A 16,939-nucleotide genomic window follows, 5' to 3' on the forward strand; every position below is an offset into this window, starting at 1 on the left:
CTGCGGGCCCTTCGCCATGTCCGGGACGATCACTCAGTGCCGCCGAAGCCCTCTCGAACTATCTCGGACGAGGGTCAGGCGTTGACTGCGACGGGTTGCGGGGTGGTCTTGGTGGCGAGTTGGTGTTCGCGGAGCAGGAGGGCGCCGGTGAGGAAGACGAAGGCGGCGGTGAGGCCGTGGATACCGAACGCGGCGGCGGTGGAGCCGCTCCAGCTGAGCACGGTCAGCATGTCGCCGACCGGGACCAGGGCGATGACCAGGGTGGCGATGCCGAGGGCGTAGCGCTGCTTCGCGGCGAGCAGCACCAGGATCAGCACGCCGAAGACGGTGTCGCGCACGCCTTTCAGGTTCATGAACGCGGTGGCGTCGCCGTCCGGCCAGGCGGGCAGGCCGAAGCCGGGCGCGATGGCGTCGGGGGTGAACAGGTAGCTGATGCCGATGTACAGGATGAAGGCCGCGCCGATGAGGGAGAAGGCGGTGGCGATGCGCGAGGTGGTCATGGTGCTGCTCCTTGGTGCGGGTTGTCCTATTTTCTAGCGTTGCTAGGTTCTCGAACAACCCTAGCGGAGCCTCGATAGCTTGTCTAGCACTGCTAGTATTTTGGATATGAGTCCGCAGACCCGCAAGGAACGTGAACGAGCCGAACGCCATCAGCAGATCATCGATACCGCTCGTGAGCTGGCGGAAGCGCAGGGGTGGGAAGCGGTGACGGTGCGCAAGCTGGCCGAGCGGATCGAGTACAGCCAGCCGGTGCTCTACAGCCATTTCGCGGGCAAATCGGCCATCGTGACGGCGGTGGCGCTGCAGGGGATCGTCGATCTGACCTCGGCGATGCGGAGGGGTCACGCCGAGGCGACGAGCCCGGCCGACGCGCTGTACCGCGTGACCCGCGCCTATCTGGATTTCGCGGCCGCCAATCCAGCCCGGTACGAGGCGATGTTCATGATGAACCTCGATCTGGTCTTCGGCCTGGACGCGCCGCAGCCGCTGGTCGACGCCTTCGCGGAACTGGAGGCCCTGTTCCGACCGTTCGTCGACGAGACGGACGTCGGCGCCCGGACCGAGGTGGCCTGGAGCGCGATGCACGGCCTCGCGACCCTCGACCGCGGCGGCCGGCTCCGCCCGGACCTGCGCGAACAACGCCTCGACATCCTCGTCGGCGAATGGCTGGCCGCGGTCGGCGCGGATTCCGCGTAGTCCCCGCATCGTCGGCGAATCCTGTTCCCGCTCATCGAATCGACCGTGCCGCGCGGTGACAGTTGCCTTCGCCGCCGACCTACCGAGCCGGGTGTGATCGGACGCGCATTTCGGGAGCGAGCGAGTCTCGATCGGTAGCGTGGGGGATATGCCTGATGTTGTGGTCGTCGGTTCCGGGCCGAATGGTCTCGCCGCCGCGGTGATTCTGGCGAAGGCCGGACTCTCGGTGGAGGTTTATGATGCCGAGTTCACAGCGGGCGGCGGGTCGCGGACGGCCGAGCTGACGTTGCCCGGATTTCAACACGACGTGTGTGCCGGTGCGCATCCGATGGCGTTGGCGTCCCCGTTCTTCCGCGCGTTCGATCTCGCGGCACACGGCGTGGAGCTGCTGACGCCCGAGGCGTCCTACGGTCATCCGATGGACGGCGGCACGGCGGGAGTGGCCTGGCGCGATCTGGAGCGAACCGTCGAGGGCCTCGGCCGCGACGGTGCCACCTGGCGCTCGCTGTTCGAACCGCTGGTGCGGCACTGGGAGTCGGTCGTCGACCTGGCGATGTCGGACCTGCGCCGCCCGCCGAAGGACCTGCTGACCGCGGTGCGGTTCGGCCTGCGGACGCTCGAGCAGGGATCGCCGTTGTGGAACACCAGGTTTCGCGACGATGCGGCCCCCGCGTTGCTGACCGGCGTCGCCACCCACGCGATCACCCCGCCGCGCCGGGTGCCCGCCGCGGGCGCCGGACTCCTGCTCGCGACGCTGGCGCACGCGGGCGGCTGGGTGATTCCGCGGGGTGGTAGCCAGGCGATCCCCAACGCGCTGATCGCGGAGCTCGAACGCCTCGGCGGCCGGGTGCACACCGGACACCGCGTCGACTCGCTCGGGCAGTTCGACGATGCTCGCGCGGTCGTCCTCGATCTCACGCCCGCGGAATTGATTCGCATCGCGGGTCATCGGCTGCCGGACCGATACGCCAAGCGGCTCAGGCGTTTCCGCTACGGCGGCGCCGCGTGCAAGGTCGATTTCGCGCTGGCGGGTCCGGTGCCCTGGCAGGCCGATGGCCTCGACCGCGCCGGATCCCTGCATCTGATCGGTACCCGTGCCGAGGCGATGACCGCCGAACACGCGGTCGCCGCCGGGCAACACGCGCAGCGGCCCTATGTGCTGTCCATCCAGCCCGGTGTTGTCGATTCGACTAGAGCCCCGGCGGGCAAGCACACCTTCTACACCTACGCGCACGTGCCGAACGGTTCGACCCGAGACGTCAGCGACGCGGTCATCGCCCAGGTCGAGCGCTTCGCCCCTGGCTTCCGCGACCTGATCCTCGCGAAGCACGTCTACACCGCGGCCGAAATGCCCGCGCACAACGCCAATTACATCGGCGGCGACATCTCGGCGGGAGCGATGACCCTGCGTCAGTTCGCCTTCCGACCCACCCCGCGCTGGAATCCTTACGCCACACCGCTTCCCGGCGTATACCTGTGCTCCTCGTCGACCCCGCCCGGCCCCGGCGTGCACGGCATGTCCGGCCTGCACGCCGCCCGCCACGTGCTGCGCCAGCGCTTCGACATCACCACCGACCCGCTGGACCTGCTCCGCGGTCCCTAGTCCCGCTGCCGGTCACAGCCGCACACCTTCTGACGGCGAGTCTGTGTGCGGGGGATCAGGATGTGTGCGGCTGGTCGGCTATCGGGTCGCGGCTTCGGTGCGGTAGAGATCGGGCTCGAGATACATGACCCGCGCCGCGGGAACAGCGGCACGGACTCGCGCTTCCGCGTCATCGATGGCCTTGGCGAGCTGGGCGACGTCGAGGCCGGGCACCGCGCCGATCTTGGCGGCCACCAAAAGCTCTTCGGGACCGAGGTATTGGGTCTTGAGGTGGATCACGCGGTCGATGCGGTCACCGTCGACGAGGTTCTCCCGGATGAGGCGGTCCTCGGCGGGGGTCGCGCCCTCACCGATCAGCAGGCTCTGCATCTCCACGATCAGCACGATGGCGATGACGCCGAGCAGGAGGCCGATGGCGATGGTGCCGACACCGTCCCACACCGCGTTGCCGGTGAGCATGGTCAGTCCGACGCCCGCGAAGGCGAACACCAGGCCGACCAGCGCGCCGGTGTCCTCCAGCAGCACCACCGGCAGTTCCGGGCTGCGCGAGTTACGGATGAACCGCCACCAGCTCGCGTCGCCCTTGAGCGGCGCGGACTCCCGCATCGCGGTGCGGAAGCTGTAGGACTCCAGCGCGATCGCGATGAACAGGATGACGATCGCCACGATCGGCGAGCTCAGTTCCTCCGGATGCTGGACCTTGTGCACGCCCTCGTAGAGCGCGTATCCGGAGCCGAGGGTGAACAGCACCAGCGCGACGATGAACGAGTAGAAGTAGCGGTTGCGCGCGTACCCGAACGGGTGCAGCGCGTCGGCCTCCTGCGCGGCGCGCTGCTGGCCGAGCAGCAGCAGCGCCTGGTTGCCGGTGTCGGCGACCGAGTGCACCGCCTCGGCGAGCATCGACCCGGAACCGGTGATCAGCGCACCGACGAACTTCGCCACGGCGATCCCCGCGTTCGCCGACAACGCGGCGAGAATCGCCTTTTTGCCACCACCAGCCGACATGCCCTGGACGTCCTCTCTCCGAATTGCCTGATCCTGGCTAACTTAGCGTGTGCTGGCATCCGAGGGCCCGATGCCTAACCGATCACCACGGTCGCGGGAATGCGCGTCGATCAGAGCTTGCCGACGCAGGCGCAGAAGAGCTGAGCCGCGCCGTCCAGCGCGCGGGCGCGAATGTCGGTGTCGGCGGCCGAGATCCACGCGGCCGCGCCGCGCGCCAGCGTCAATTCGGACGCGCCATGCAGCAGCCGCACCGAACCCGCCGTGCACAGCACGATGCCGGGACCCGCCGCGGTGAGCGGGACCTGGGCCGAGCCCGCGGTGAGGTCGAAGCGGCGCAGCTCGAATTCCGGTGCGGGCGTGCGGTAGCGCACCGAGCCGTCGCCCGCCGGTTCCGGCAGCACGACGGGCAGGTTGATCGGCTCGAAGTCGAGCACCCGCAACAGTTCCGGCACGTCGACGTGTTTGGGGGTGAGGCCGCCGCGCAGCACGTTGTCGGAGTTGGCCATGATCTCCACGCCGAGTCCGCGCAGGTAGGCATGCAGATTGCCGGCCGCGAGGAACAGTCCCTGGCCGGGTTCCAGTGTCAGCCGGTTCAGCAGCAGCGCCGCGAGCACGCCGGCGTCGCCGGGGTATGCCTCGGCGAGTTCGAGGGTGGTGCGCGCCTCAGGGGTGAACTCGCGCTTGCCTTTTCCGGACAGGTACCGAACGCAGCCGTCGAGCACCTCGGGCAGCAGCGTGGCGAGCACGTGCTGGGGCAGCGTGATCCAGGTGGTGAACAGGGTGCGCAGCCCGTCGGAATCCGGTTGCGCGGCAATCAGGTTGGCGAACGACTCCAGTCCGTCGACCCGCAGCGCCCTGAGCAGCTCGACGGTGCGGTGTGGGTCGCGGAAGCCGGCGAGCGCCTCGAACCGATCCAGCGCCACCACCAGTTCCGGCTTGTGGTTGTCGTCGCGGTAGTTGCGCATCGGCGAGTCGAACGGCACCTTGGTGCGGTTCTCCCGCTCGAAGCCGGCGTGCGCCTGCGCGGTGCTCGGGTGCGCCTGCAGCGAGAGCGGCTCCTCGGCGGCCAGGATCTTCAGCAGGAACGGCAGCTTGCCGCCGAATTCCTGGGCGGCGCGGCCCAATTCGCGCTGCGGATCCTCGGCGACGAAATCGAGCAGCGATCGGGGGTCGCCGTCGATCAGGACGTGCGCGGGATCGGCTGGATGCGCGCCGAACCACAGCTCGGCCTCCGGATGCGCGGACGGAACGGGACGGCCGCACAGCTGAGCGAGCGCGGTGCGCGAGCCCCAGGCGTACGAGCGCAGCGCACCAACGAGTTCGTGCACTAGTAGCTTCCCCCGAACTGCCCTTGGCTGCCGGCCGCGGTGCCGCGGGTTCCGATCAGCCGTAGGTAGGCGGCGGCCATTTCCAGTCGCACGGCGAGCACGGCGAACTGTTCGAGTTCGCCGCCGGGGCCGGGCGCGGGTTCCTCGGGGTGCGCCGGGACGGGCACCGAGGGGTCGATGAGGCCGGTGTGCAGCAGATCGAGTTCGGCGTTGACCAGGTCGGCGTCGACCAGGCTGGACCCGGTGCCGCCGAACACGGCGATCCGCCGGCGCGCGGCCGCCTGGTCGGGGTCGGCGCTGAGCACGAACACCCGGATGCGTTCCACCTGCACCGGACCGTCGAGCTCCTCGTCGTGGAACAGCGGATCGAAGCCGGGCGCGGATTCGCCTGCGGCCTCGACCATTCGGGACTTGGCGGCCACCGCCTCGGCCAGATCCACCGCGGTGGCGACTCGGCCCGCCGACTGCAGCAGCACCTCGGCGCCGTGCTCGGCCAGCTCGGCCGCGGCGGGGGAGTCTCCCGCCAGCACGACGCCGCGCTGATGCATGCGGGAGGCGAGGGTCTTGGCGGGGTTGCGGAAGACCTCGTTGGTCGGCCCGGCCCGCAACGCCTCGGCGTCGAGCACATCGGCCAGCTCGGTGAGGTCGGGCACGAGCGTGCCGCTGCGTTGCGGGTCGACCGCGCGCAGGACGGCGATTCCGGCGGCGAGGAAGCGCAGCAGCCGGTTGTGATCGAGTACCTGGACCCGAGGCGCCAGCACGGCGGCCCGGCCTGCCGCGACGGCACGCATCGGTCCCTCGATGGGTGTGGCGACGACCACCTCGGCGCCGCGGCGCAGCGCCCGGTCCACCGAGTCGGTCAGGCGCGGATCGCCCGCGTCGTCACCGGCGACCAGGACGACGTCGAGCGGGCCGACCCAGGGCGGCAGCGCGGTGACGGGCACGACGGGCAGACCCGCGCGGTCACCGAGCGCGGCGACGAGCAGACTCGCGGCGCGTGCGGCCCGGCCGGAGCCGGAGACGAACACCACGCTGCGCGGTCGCAGTCCGTCCAGACGCGCGAGCGCGTTCTCGTCGACGGCTGCCGCGGTGGCACGGACCTGAGCGCCGCCGGAGGCGGCCGAGCGCAGGGCGCCGCCGGTATCGGCCGCCTCCAGCGAAGCGGCGTCATCCAGGTCGAGTACAGGTGTTCCAGCGATCATCGGGCGTCCCACCTCCCCTCATCGCGCTGAGTCGTTTCCGCCCTCGCTCGCTCCCGGGTCAGCTGCCACGCCGGGCCCGAGTCGGGCGAATCCAAGGCCTGTGATTCCACTATTCCAGTCAGGAGCGGACGATGCTCAGAATCTCTGCATCGGGCCGAGCCGTCTACTTCTTCCCAGCCCTTCGCTGAATCCTGAGCATGTGATTCCATCCGCCGTAATTCCACTATCCCAGTCAGGAGCGGACGATGCTCAGAATCTCTGTTACGAGTGCGTCTACTTCTTCCGGCGATCTGGCTTCGACGTTCAGCCTGAGCAGCGGTTCGGTATTGGACGCGCGCAGATTGAACCAGGCGTCGTCGGCCAGCTGGATGGTCACGCCGTCCAGCCTATCCACCGAGATCGTCCGATCCCCGAATGCCTCCACCACAGCCATCGTCCGCTCCTTCGCGTCCGGCACTGTGGAATTGATCTCTCCGGAGGCCGCATATGTTTCATATGCCGCCATCAGCTCCGAGACCGGCCGGTCCTTTTCGCCGAGTGCGGCAAGCACGTGCAGCGCCGCGAGCATGCCGGAGTCGGCGCCCCAGAAGTCGCGGAAGTAGTAGTGCGCGGAGTGCTCGCCGCCGAACACCGCGCCGGTCGAGGCCATCTGCTGCTTGATGAACGAGTGGCCGACCCTGGTGCGCACCGGGGTGCCGCCGAGCGCGGTGACCAGCTCGGGCACCGCGTGCGAGGTGATCAGGTTGTGGATGATGACCGCGCCGGGCTCCTTGACCAGCTCGCGCTCGGCGACCAGCGCGGTGATGGTGGACGGGGACACCGGGTCGCCCTTCTCGTCCACCACGAAGCAGCGGTCGGCGTCGCCGTCGAAGGCGAGACCGATGTCGGCGCCCGACTTCACCACCAGGTCTTGCAGATCGACCAGGTTCTTCGGGTCGAGCGGGTTGGCCTCGTGGTTGGGGAACGAGCCGTCCAGCTCGAAGTACAGCGGGACGATGGTCACCTGCGGCAGCGCGTCGAACACGGCGGGCACGGTGTGGCCGCCCATGCCGTTGCCCGCGTCCACCGCGATGGTGAGCGGGCGGACCGCGGACAGGTCGACCAGGCCGCGCAGGAAGGTCGCGTAATCGGCGAGCAGGTCGACGCTGGTCGCGGTGCCGTGCGGCCCGTCGTAGCCGGGCACGCCCTCGGCGACCTCGGTCTTGATGGTGGCCAGGCCCGTGTCCTGGCCCACCGGAATGGCTTTGGCGCGGCACATCTTGATGCCGTTGTAGCGGGCCGGGTTGTGGCTCGCGGTGAACATGGCGCCGGGGCAGTTCAGGCTGCCGGACGCGAAGTAGAGCTGATCGGTGGACGCGAGCCCGATGTGCACCACGTCGAGGCCCTGGGCGAGCACACCGTCGGCGAAGGCGTTGGACAGCTCGGGGGAGGAGTCGCGCATGTCGTGTCCGATGACGGCCCGCGTCGCGCCTTCCGCGCGCATCAGCCTGGCGAAGGATGCGCCGATGTCCCTGACGAATTCGGCGTCGATCTGTTCACCGACCACACCGCGAACGTCGTAAGCCTTGATCACCGCGTTTACGAATTCGGCGGAGCGGGCGAGTGTCATGGTGACCACCCTAGGGGATGGCAGGCGGCGTAGCCGACGGGGTGGGTTCAGAACAGGGGATGGCAGGCGGCGTAGCCGACGGGGTGGGTTCAGCACAGCGGTTGCGACGCAAAGGGTTGGCCTGGTCCGCGGTTTGTTCAGGAGGGCGGGTCGGGAAGTACCCGGAGGTGTCCCCTGCGGCCGGTGCGCGTGGTGCGCTGCGGCGGCGGGGCATAGTCACGGTAGCCGCGCTGGTCGTGTTCGGGTGGGCGGCGGCGCAGGCCGGCCTCGCGGACCGCTTCGGCGAGCGCGGTCAGGTCATCGTCATCCGGTGTGCTGGAGGAGAATCCGCCTTCGTGGCGAACCATTTCCCAGCCCTTCGGGGCGGTGATGCGGGAGCCGTGTGTTTCGCAGAGATCCCAGGAGTGTGGTTCGGCGACGGTCGCGAGCGGTCCGACGACGGCGGTCGAGTCCGAGTACACATAGGTGAGCGTCGCGACGGCCGGATTCTTGCAACCTGGACGGCAGCAACGACGCATGGGGATCACGCCGATGAGAGTAACCCTCCCGGCGTGCCGATGCGGCTAGACACGCTCAGGAATCGGGCAAAAACTCCCGTCACGCGGCGGCTGCCGGTGACGGGCGAGGGGCCTCGGGCCGTGCGGTGGCACCCGAGTGGTGTCGGTGCGCGGTCTGCGGGCCGCGCACGCGGTGTCGGTAATCAGTTATCGCTGCTCGCAACAACATTCGTTACCGAGGTGCGCGCGGCTTGGTCTGTCTTTACTCGGGTTCGGGGTCGATGATGTCCGGGTCGACGCCGAGATAGGTGGCGATCTGCTGGACCAGCACCTCGCGCAGCAGGTCGACCAGATCGTCGGGATCGCTGGCGCGCAGCTCGAGTGGCTTGCGGAACAGCACCACCCTGGCGCGGGTCGCCGTGCCGTGCCGGTCGACGCCCGCCGGGATGAGCCGGGACAGCGGCACCGGGCCGTCGGCGACGACTTCGTCCGGCCAGGTGACCGAATCGGGGTGCAGCGGACGGATTTTCGGCACGTCGTCGACCGCGATATCGAGTTTGGTGAGCCGGTCGTGCCAGCGCGTGTCCAGTGGGGCGAACGCCTCGAGCACCAGCCGGTCGAACTTCTGGCCCCTGGTGCGCCAGGCGGGCACCGTGGGCGGCAACATCGGCCCACGTACCCCGCGACCACGGCGGATCACCGACCGCGCGGTCGGTGGACGACGATTCCGGGAACGTGCCATGGGTAAAACCTAGTCAGCCCGCCCGGCGCCCGCGCACCCAGTGCTGCCCGCGTCGGCCGTGTTGCCTGCCGACGGACTCCGGGTGCGGGTCGGGCGTACCCCCGGAGCTACCCGTGTCTCGCGAGAACCGTTGTCGCCGTGGCGACTTGTCGCGCTTGCGGATAACTCGGGGGTCAACCCAAGTCTTTTCTAGCCGATGCCACGCTTGAGGCGGCGGCGCTCCCGTTCGGAGAGGCCACCCCAGATGCCGAAGCGCTCATCGTGGGCGAGTGCGTATTCCAGGCACTCGTCGCGCACCTCGCAGCCCATGCAGATCCGTTTCGCCTCGCGAGTCGAGCCGCCCTTCTCTGGGAAGAACGCCTCCGGATCGGTCTGCGCGCACAGGGCACGCTCTTGCCACTGCTCTTCGATGGATTCGAACATCTCGTCGAAGCCCGTGACGATCAGGCTGAGCCGGGGCGCTGACGCTTCGTCACCCTGGTCAGGTTGAACCATCGAGACTTCGTCACCCCCCTCACGATCGATCCAGCCGTTGTCTGCGCAGACGCCACGTGCTGCGCCTGCTGTGGAATCGGTCGGCGAGACCATCTCGTTGGCCATCGCTCCGCCTCCTCACTGTGTGTTAGCGCAGAATGATTCGATCCGTCGGACCAACACGCTTACCGACGGCCATACCCCGCGACGTTGTCCCGCGGACGTCCCCGAGCTCGTCATCTCGATGCGAACATCTGTTCGAAAAGCCGTTCGCGCCTTGCACTCTCGCGCGAACCCGAAATGACATGACTGTGATTAGACACGCCGGACGTGTCGATGGTCAAGCGACCGTCGCTATTCCGTTACTATCCGCGAACGCTTTCGAAGATGATCTTGAGTCGGAGTAGGGCAAATGACCAGCAACTATGGCCCGAACATCGCCCGGTCCGACAGCGCATAGGCTGTGCGGATGTGACTTCCCTTCAAGCGGACACCGAACCCGTCGGCGGGCCACGGATTGCCGTCCTGGTCGGGGGTGTCGGCGGCGCCCGCTTCCTCCAGGGCGTCCGGGAACTGCTGCCCGATGCCGATGTCTCCGCGATCGTGAACGTCGGTGACGACGTCTGGATGCATGGCCTGCGAATCTGTCCTGACCTTGATACCTGCATGTACACCCTCGGTGGCGGCATCGATACTGAGCGTGGCTGGGGCAGGCCCGCCGAGACCTGGCACGCCAAGGAAGAGCTGGCGAAGTACAACGCGCAGCCGGACTGGTTCGGTCTCGGCGATCGCGACCTCGCCACGCACCTGGTCCGGAGCGAAATGCTGCGTGCCGGGTACCCGCTGTCCGCGGTGACCGAGGCGCTCTGCAACAGGTGGCAGCCCGGCGTGAAACTGATCCCGGCAACCGACGATCGGTGTGAAACGCACGTGGTTGTGAGCGACCAGGACAACCCTGGCGAACGTCGCGCGATCCATTTTCAGGAGTGGTGGGTTCGCTATCGGGCGAACATCGAGACCCATGGATTCGCCACAATTGGGGCAGAGGATGCCAAACCAGCCCCGAATGTGATCGAGATCATAGAGTCGGCGGATGTGGTCTTGCTCGCTCCCTCGAACCCCGTGGTGAGCATCGGCGCCATCCTCGCGGTGCCCGGTATTCGCGGCGCGTTGCGCACGACTGACGCCAAGGTGATCGGGATTTCGGGGGTGATCGACGGAAAACCGCTGCGCGGGATGGCCGACGAGTGCCTGTCGGTGATCGGGATCGAGACGACTGCCGAGGCGATCGGTCGTTACTACGGGGCCCGCTCGGCCACCGGCATTTTGGATGGTTGGCTTATCCACACCACCGACACCGCGGCCGTGCCCGGTGTCGAAGTACGCAGCGTGCCGCTGTTGATGACCGATCCGCCGACCACCGCCGAGATGGTGCGGGAGGCGCTGGACCTCGCGGGAGTGAAGTAATGACCATCGATCACGCGGCAGGCGAGCTGAGCATCCTGCCGATCACGGGGCTGCCGGAGTTCCGTCCCGGTGACGACCTCGCGCAGCACATCGCCGATCGCGCGCCCTGGCTGGCCGACGGAGATGTGCTGGTGGTGACGAGCAAGATCGTCGCCAAGGTCGAGGGCCGCATCGTCGAGGCGCCGCTGGATCCGGCGGAACGCGACGCGATGCGCCGCGCCCTGGTCGAGCAGGAAGCGGTGCGGGTGCTGGCACGCAAGGGCCGCACCCTGATCACCGAGAACAAGCTCGGCATCGTGCAGGCCGCGTCCGGCATCGACGGCTCCAATGTCGAACAGGGCGAATTGGTCCTGCTGCCCGCCGATCCCGACGCCAGCGCGAAGGCATTGCGGTCGGCGCTGGCCGAGCGGCTCGGTGTGCAGGTCGCCGTGGTCGTCACCGACACGATGGGCCGGGCCTGGCGCAACGGCCAGACCGACACCGCGATCGGCGCCTCCGGTCTGCGGGTGCTGCACGACTACGCGGGCGCGGTGGACGGGCAGGGCAACGAGCTGCACGTCACCCAGGTCGCGATCGCGGACGAGCTGGCCGCCGCGGCGGATCTGGTGAAAGGCAAGCTGGGCGGCGTGCCGGTCGCGGTGGTGCGCGGGCTGCCGATCACCGACGACGGGTCGAGCGCGGTGGATCTGCTGCGCGGCGGCACCGACGACCTGTTCTGGCTCGGCACCGCCGAGGCGATCGAGCGCGGGCGCCGCGAGGCGGTGCTGCTGCGCCGCTCGATCCGCCAATTCGCCGATGCCCCGGTCGATCCCGAACGGATCCGCGCCGCGGTCGCGGTGGCACTGACCGCGCCCGCGCCGCATCACACCCGTCCGGTGCGCTTCGTGTGGCTGCGCAAGCCGGGTCCGCGGGCCGAGCTGCTGGCGGCGATGGCCGAGAAGTGGCGTGCCGATCTCACCGCGGACGGGCTGGCACCCGATCGGGTGGAGCGCCGAATCGCCCGTGGCCGAATCCTTTTCGACGCGCCCGAGGTGATCATCCCGTTCTGTGTGCCGGACGGCGCGCACGCTTATCCGGACGAGCGGCGCCGGGCGAACGAGCGCACCATGTTCACCGTCGCGGTCGGCGCGGCGGTGCAGGGTCTGCTCGTCGCGCTGGCCACCGAGGGCCTCGGCAGCTGCTGGATCGGGTCCACGATCTTCGCGCCGGAGCTCACCCGCGACGTGCTCGGTCTCGATGACGACTGGAATCCGTTGGGCGCCATCGCCATCGGCCATCCGCTCGAGGACCTCACACCACGCCCGGTGCCTGGCTCCGGGTTCGGGCTTGTGGAATTGTGAGCGAGCGTAGCGAGCGAACCGAAGACACAGCACCTGCGGTCGCGGCGGAGCCGAGCGCTAGCGAGGCGCAGCTGTGAGCGCCGCTTCGCTGCACGCGTCGGCCACCGAACTACTCGAAACCTGGTCTCCCGCCGAGGGTGCCGACCAATCGCTGCGCCAGGCGATGCTCGCGTTCCTCGGCTCGGCCCCGCGCGGCTGCCTGCGCGAGCACGCGCCGGGGCACATCACCGCCTCGGCGGTGGTCTTCTCGCACGACGAGCGCGAGGTGCTGCTGACCCTGCATCCCCGGGTCGGTAGCTGGATCCAGCTCGGCGGCCACTGCGAGGAGGGCGACGACACGGTGGCTGGCGCCGCGCTGCGGGAGGCGATCGAGGAGTCGGGCATCGACGGGTTGCGGCTGGAGACGGAACTGTATGGGGCCCAGGCGCATCCGATCACCTGCTCGCTCGGCGTGCCGACCAGGCATCTCGATCTGCTGTTCCGGATCACCGCGCCCGCGGGTGCCGTCCCGGTGCGCAGCGCGGAGTCGACCGACCTGCGCTGGTGGCCGGTCGGCGCGCTGCCCGCGAACTCCGACGTGCTGCTGCGGTAACACCCCTCGACGACCAACACCCCGGCCGGACCCGCTCCGGCCGGGGTGTTTGCGTTCCGGCCGCCCACATTGCTTTACAAATCAGCCGATTTGTCTAGACAAACGACAAATCGATCTCTATCGTCCATTTCAGAGGTAACGCACGTCACACGTGACGTGCCGCTTTTGGATTGGAGGCAACGATGTCGATAGAGGCCGACACGTCCGCGCAGCCGGCGACCACCCCGGACTGGCGCGATCGCAAGCGCTACATGTGGCTGTGGGGGTTGTTCGCCCCCACCGGCCTTTTCCTGATCGGGATTCCATTGATCCTGGCGCTCAACGCAATTGGCTGGAGTCATCTTGCCCAGGTGCCGTTCTGGCTCGGGCCGATTCTGGTGTACATCCTGATTCCGTTGGCGGACATATTTTTTGGTCCTGACGGCGACAATCCGCCGGACGAGGTGATGGAGTACCTGGAGCACGACAAGTACTACCGCTATCTCACCTATCTGTATTTGCCGTTCCAGTACGCGTCGCTGATCATGGCCTGCTATTTGATCACCGCCGACCAGGTGAGCTGGCTCGGCTTCGACAACGGCCTGCACCTGGTCGACAAGATCGGCTTGGCGATCACGGTCGGCATGCTCGGCGGCATCGGCATCAATACCGCACATGAATTGGGGCACAAGAAGGTTCAGCTGGAGCGCTGGTTGTCCAGGATCGCGTTGGCCCAATCGTTTTACGGGCATTTCTATATCGAGCACAATCGCGGCCATCACGTGCGCGTCGCGACGCCGGAGGATCCGGCGAGTTCCCGTATCGGCGAAAGCTTCTGGGCGTTCTGGCCGCGCACCGTATGGGGCAGCCTGACGTCATCGTTGCGGTTGGAGAAGACCCGCCTCGCGCGGCTCGACAAGAAACCGTGGAGCCTGCGGAACGAGGTGCTGAGCGCATGGCTGATGTCGGCGCTGCTGTATGTGGCCTTGGTCGCGGTGTTCGGCATCGCCCTGCTGCCCTACTTGGTGCTGCAGGCGGTGATCGGCTTCAGCCTGCTCGAGGCGGTCAACTACCTGGAGCATTACGGCCTTGTCCGGCAACGCACTTCGTCGGGCCGGTACGAGCGGCCGGCGCCGGTGCACAGCTGGAACAGCGACCACATCGTGACCAATATCTTCCTGTACCACCTGCAGCGGCACAGCGACCATCACGCCTACCCGACCCGGCGCTACCAGACGTTGCGCAGCTGGGACGGTGCGCCGAATCTGCCGAGCGGCTACGCCAGCATGATCCTGCTGGCCTACTTCCCGCCGCTGTGGCGCCGGGTGATGGACAAGCGGGTGCTCGCGCACTATCACGGGGACATCACGCGCGCGAACATCCACCCGGCGAAGCGGGACAAGATCATTGCACGCTACCAAGGCGGTGCCGCGACCGGCGAGGTGCGGGCATGAAGCGTTTTCGCTGCCCCGTCTGTGATTACGTTTACGACGAGGCGAAAGGTGCGCCGCACGAAGGATTTCCCCCAGGGACACCCTGGGCGAAAATTCCCGATGACTGGTGCTGTCCGGACTGTGGTGTCCGGGAAAAGATCGATTTCGAACTGGTGGGAGCTGTCAAATGAAAGAATACAAGCTGTTTCAGTGTATTCAATGCGGCTTCGAATACGACGAGGCCATGGGCTGGCCGGAGGACGGGATCGTCGCGGGAACCCGCTGGGACGACATCCCCGACGACTGGACCTGCCCGGACTGTGGCGCGGCCAAGGCCGACTTCTTCATGGTCGAAATCGAACGGTCGTGAGGTTTTGACTGCGGGAACCGCCCGTGACAGGGTCGCCGGTATGCCGCGCTCCGGAACCCGCATCCCCTATCAGGAGGCGGCGCGTGAACTCTTGCGCGCCTCGGTCCTCGGGGCGATGCGCGAACTACTCACCGAACGGGACTGGTCCAAGATCACCCTTGGTGATGTGGCGGCCAAGGCCGGGGTGAGCAGGCAGACGCTCTACAACGAGTTCGGTTCCCGCAGTGGCCTCGCGCAGTCGTACGCGCTGCGCCTGGCCGACGATCTGGTCGATCACGTGGACGCGGCCATCACCGGCAATGTCGGCGATGTGCGTGCGGCCTTCCGTGAGGGAATGACCAATTTCTTTGTTGACGCCGCGTCCGATCCGCTGGTGCAATCACTGCTCGCCGGCGAGGTGAAATTGGATCTGTTGCGGCTCATCACTCTTGATGCTGGGCCGTTGCTCGCCCAAGCGACCGGTCGACTGTCCCTCGCTTTCCAGCACAGCTGGGTGGCGGCCACCGCGGCCGAATCGGAGATCATCGCGCACGCGCTCGTTCGCATCGCGATGAGCTACATCCCGACGCCGCCGGGCCCCGGGCAGGACGCGCCGGGAGAGTTGAGTGCGTTGCTGAGTCCGTACGTCGAGGCGATTCTGGCGGCCCGGATCGATCACTGATCGAACCCTGAAGAATCCCAGTCTGTTTGCACTAAGTAAGCCAGGACTTCAAGCGTCTGTGAGCCCGCTTAAAAACCAACTGCCATGGATGTAACCCTCATCACGTTTCGGCCGTCAAGTTCTGCGAAACGCCCGTACAGTCTGGAACTATTCTCGTACATCGGAGTTAGGGTTCCTATTTAGCGGGGCAAACGTGCAAACGGTTGGCAAACCGGCGGTATCTACTGATCCCAAACGTCACTTATGGGTTTTCGGCTTGATCGCTCCACTGAGCGCTCTGTTGCCCTCGCAACTCGTGTTGCAAACGGGCGCAAAGGTGTTCTGGTGGATCGGTCCAATCATCGTGTTGATCGTCATCCCGGTCCTGGACTGGGTTGTCGGCGAGGACGGCACCAACCCGCGCGATGAGGATTACGAGTTGCTGAGCAACGACCGGTACTACCGGTGGTGCACTTATCTTTTCCTTCCTGTTCAACTGATCGGCCTGTTGATCGCCTGCGCCATGTGGGCCGGTCACGAGCTGACCATCGTCGACAAGCTAGGCCTGGCAGCCACACTCGGCTTCGTCAGCGGCATCGGCATCAACGCCGCGCACGAGCTCGGCCACCGGGTCGAGCACGCGGAGCGCTGGTTGGCCAAGGTCGCGCTGGCGCAGTCGTTCTATGGTCATTTCTTCGTAGAGCACAACCGAGGTCATCACGTGCGGGTGGCGACTCCCGATGACCCGGCCAGCGGGCGGCTCGGCGAGACGCTGTGGGAGTTCCTGCCGCGCAGTGTGTTCGGCAGCTTCCGCTCGGCCATCGAGCTGGAGCGGGTGCGGCTGCAGCGAAAAGGCCTGCGCTGGTTCAGCGTGCACAACCACATCCTGCAGGCGTGGTCGATGAGCGTGGTGCTGTTCGGCACCATGTGCGCGATCTTCGGTATCGGCATCCTGCCGTGGCTGTTCTTGCAGGCCGTGATCGGCGCGTCGCTGCTGGAGACGGTGAACTTCATCGAGCATTACGGCCTGCTGCGGGCGAAGCGCCCGAACGGGAACTACGCGCGCTGCTCGCCGCGCGACAGCTGGAACAGCGATCGGTTGGTCACCAACATCTTCCTGTTCCATCTGCAGCGGCACAGCGACCATCACGCCAATCCCGGCCGCAGGTATCAGACGCTGCGCAGTTCGATGCAGGCGCCACAGCTGCCCGCCGGCTACGCGACGATGATTCTGTTCGCGATCGTGCCGCCGGTGTGGCGGGCGATCATGGACCATCGGGTGCTCGAGCACTACGACGGCGACGTCACCAAGGCGAATATCCATCCGCGCAAGCGCCGTCGCCTGCTGGAGCAGTATGGGACCGTCGCGACGCTGCGTGCCGCGACCCAGGCGGATTCGGCCCCGGCGCAGCAGGATTCGGCGGAGTCCGACGTGCCGGAGTCCGGCGCCGCGTAGTCGCC

General features: G+C 67.4%; 18 protein-coding genes. 10 read left to right on the forward strand and 8 right to left on the reverse strand.

The genetic code is table 11. The features are described 5' to 3' along the window. Positions 1 to 74 precede the first annotated feature (74 nt). Positions 75 to 500 carry a DUF4267 domain-containing protein gene (locus tag ACIBCN_RS17625; RefSeq protein ID WP_396992622.1) on the reverse strand — a complete coding sequence of 142 codons (426 nt, stop codon included), beginning with the start codon at positions 498 to 500 and terminating at the stop codon, positions 75 to 77. Positions 501 to 606: 106 nt separating this feature from the next. Here ACIBCN_RS17625 and ACIBCN_RS17630 point away from each other — a divergent pair, with 106 nt between their 5' ends. After that, positions 607 to 1,197 (forward strand): TetR/AcrR family transcriptional regulator, encoded by a 591-nt coding sequence (locus tag ACIBCN_RS17630; RefSeq protein ID WP_396992623.1) that lies wholly within the window; start codon positions 607 to 609, stop codon positions 1,195 to 1,197. Between the two features lie 148 nt (positions 1,198 to 1,345). Then, positions 1,346 to 2,800: a phytoene desaturase family protein gene (locus tag ACIBCN_RS17635; protein WP_396992624.1), complete on the forward strand. Its 1,455-nt coding sequence runs from the start codon at positions 1,346 to 1,348 to the stop codon at positions 2,798 to 2,800. A gap of 78 nt (positions 2,801 to 2,878) precedes the next feature. Here the strand turns inward: ACIBCN_RS17635 and ACIBCN_RS17640 are convergent, their stop codons facing one another. The 7 genes from ACIBCN_RS17640 to ACIBCN_RS17670 form a co-directional block, all read right to left on the reverse strand. Then, positions 2,879 to 3,805, reverse strand: coding sequence for a cation diffusion facilitator family transporter (locus ACIBCN_RS17640; protein WP_396992625.1), 927 nt, complete (start codon positions 3,803 to 3,805; stop codon positions 2,879 to 2,881). A 110-nt stretch (positions 3,806 to 3,915) separates the two neighbouring features. Continuing rightward, positions 3,916 to 5,133, reverse strand: a complete 1,218-nt coding sequence (manA, locus tag ACIBCN_RS17645) for a mannose-6-phosphate isomerase, class I (RefSeq protein ID WP_396992626.1) — start codon at positions 5,131 to 5,133, stop codon at positions 3,916 to 3,918. Continuing rightward, positions 5,133 to 6,335: a tobH protein gene (locus ACIBCN_RS17650; protein WP_396992627.1), complete on the reverse strand. Its 1,203-nt coding sequence runs from the start codon at positions 6,333 to 6,335 to the stop codon at positions 5,133 to 5,135. Before ACIBCN_RS17650 ends, manA begins: the two co-directional genes overlap by 1 nt. 232 nt (positions 6,336 to 6,567) lie before the next feature. Continuing rightward, positions 6,568 to 7,944, reverse strand: a complete 1,377-nt coding sequence (locus tag ACIBCN_RS17655) for a phosphomannomutase/phosphoglucomutase (RefSeq protein WP_396992628.1) — start codon at positions 7,942 to 7,944, stop codon at positions 6,568 to 6,570. 137 nt (positions 7,945 to 8,081) lie between these two features. Continuing rightward, positions 8,082 to 8,462 carry a DUF3499 domain-containing protein gene (locus ACIBCN_RS17660; RefSeq protein WP_396993298.1) on the reverse strand — a complete coding sequence of 127 codons (381 nt, stop codon included), beginning with the start codon at positions 8,460 to 8,462 and terminating at the stop codon, positions 8,082 to 8,084. Positions 8,463 to 8,703: 241 nt separating this feature from the next. Beyond that, complete coding sequence (locus ACIBCN_RS17665) at positions 8,704 to 9,183, reverse strand: metallopeptidase family protein (RefSeq protein ID WP_167768837.1); 480 nt, start codon at positions 9,181 to 9,183, stop codon at positions 8,704 to 8,706. Positions 9,184 to 9,372: 189 nt separating this feature from the next. Continuing rightward, a complete protein-coding gene (locus tag ACIBCN_RS17670) occupies positions 9,373 to 9,606 on the reverse strand; it encodes a WhiB family transcriptional regulator (protein WP_029901515.1) in 234 nt (77 codons plus the stop codon). 522 nt (positions 9,607 to 10,128) lie between these two features. Here ACIBCN_RS17670 and cofD point away from each other — a divergent pair. The 8 genes from cofD (at position 10,129) to ACIBCN_RS17710 (ending at position 16,934) form a co-directional block, all read left to right on the forward strand. Continuing rightward, positions 10,129 to 11,124 (forward strand): 2-phospho-L-lactate transferase, encoded by a 996-nt coding sequence (gene cofD, locus ACIBCN_RS17675; RefSeq protein ID WP_396992629.1) that lies wholly within the window; start codon positions 10,129 to 10,131, stop codon positions 11,122 to 11,124. Continuing rightward, entirely contained in the window at positions 11,124 to 12,464 is a 1,341-nt protein-coding gene (locus ACIBCN_RS17680) for a coenzyme F420-0:L-glutamate ligase (RefSeq protein WP_396992630.1), read from the forward strand. The genes cofD and ACIBCN_RS17680 overlap by 1 nt, the downstream gene beginning before the upstream one ends. A gap of 73 nt (positions 12,465 to 12,537) precedes the next feature. Continuing rightward, positions 12,538 to 13,056: an NUDIX hydrolase gene (locus tag ACIBCN_RS17685; RefSeq protein WP_396992631.1), complete on the forward strand. Its 519-nt coding sequence runs from the start codon at positions 12,538 to 12,540 to the stop codon at positions 13,054 to 13,056. A 182-nt stretch (positions 13,057 to 13,238) separates the two neighbouring features. Further along, positions 13,239 to 14,489, forward strand: a complete 1,251-nt coding sequence (locus tag ACIBCN_RS17690) for an alkane 1-monooxygenase (RefSeq protein ID WP_396992632.1) — start codon at positions 13,239 to 13,241, stop codon at positions 14,487 to 14,489. Further along, positions 14,486 to 14,659 carry a rubredoxin gene (locus ACIBCN_RS17695; RefSeq protein ID WP_396992633.1) on the forward strand — a complete coding sequence of 58 codons (174 nt, stop codon included), beginning with the start codon at positions 14,486 to 14,488 and terminating at the stop codon, positions 14,657 to 14,659. Before ACIBCN_RS17690 ends, ACIBCN_RS17695 begins: the two co-directional genes overlap by 4 nt. Then, a complete protein-coding gene (locus tag ACIBCN_RS17700; protein ID WP_396992634.1) occupies positions 14,656 to 14,838 on the forward strand; it encodes a rubredoxin in 183 nt (60 codons plus the stop codon). The genes ACIBCN_RS17695 and ACIBCN_RS17700 overlap by 4 nt, the downstream gene beginning before the upstream one ends. Positions 14,839 to 14,878: 40 nt before the next feature. Then, entirely contained in the window at positions 14,879 to 15,499 is a 621-nt protein-coding gene (locus tag ACIBCN_RS17705) for a TetR/AcrR family transcriptional regulator (RefSeq protein ID WP_396992635.1), read from the forward strand. Positions 15,500 to 15,692: 193 nt separating this feature from the next. Beyond that, a complete protein-coding gene (locus tag ACIBCN_RS17710; protein WP_396992636.1) occupies positions 15,693 to 16,934 on the forward strand; it encodes an alkane 1-monooxygenase in 1,242 nt (413 codons plus the stop codon). Positions 16,935 to 16,939 lie beyond the last annotated feature (5 nt).

This window comes from Nocardia sp. NPDC051052, from assembly GCF_044456045.1.
Lineage (GTDB): Bacteria > Actinomycetota > Actinomycetes > Mycobacteriales > Mycobacteriaceae > Nocardia.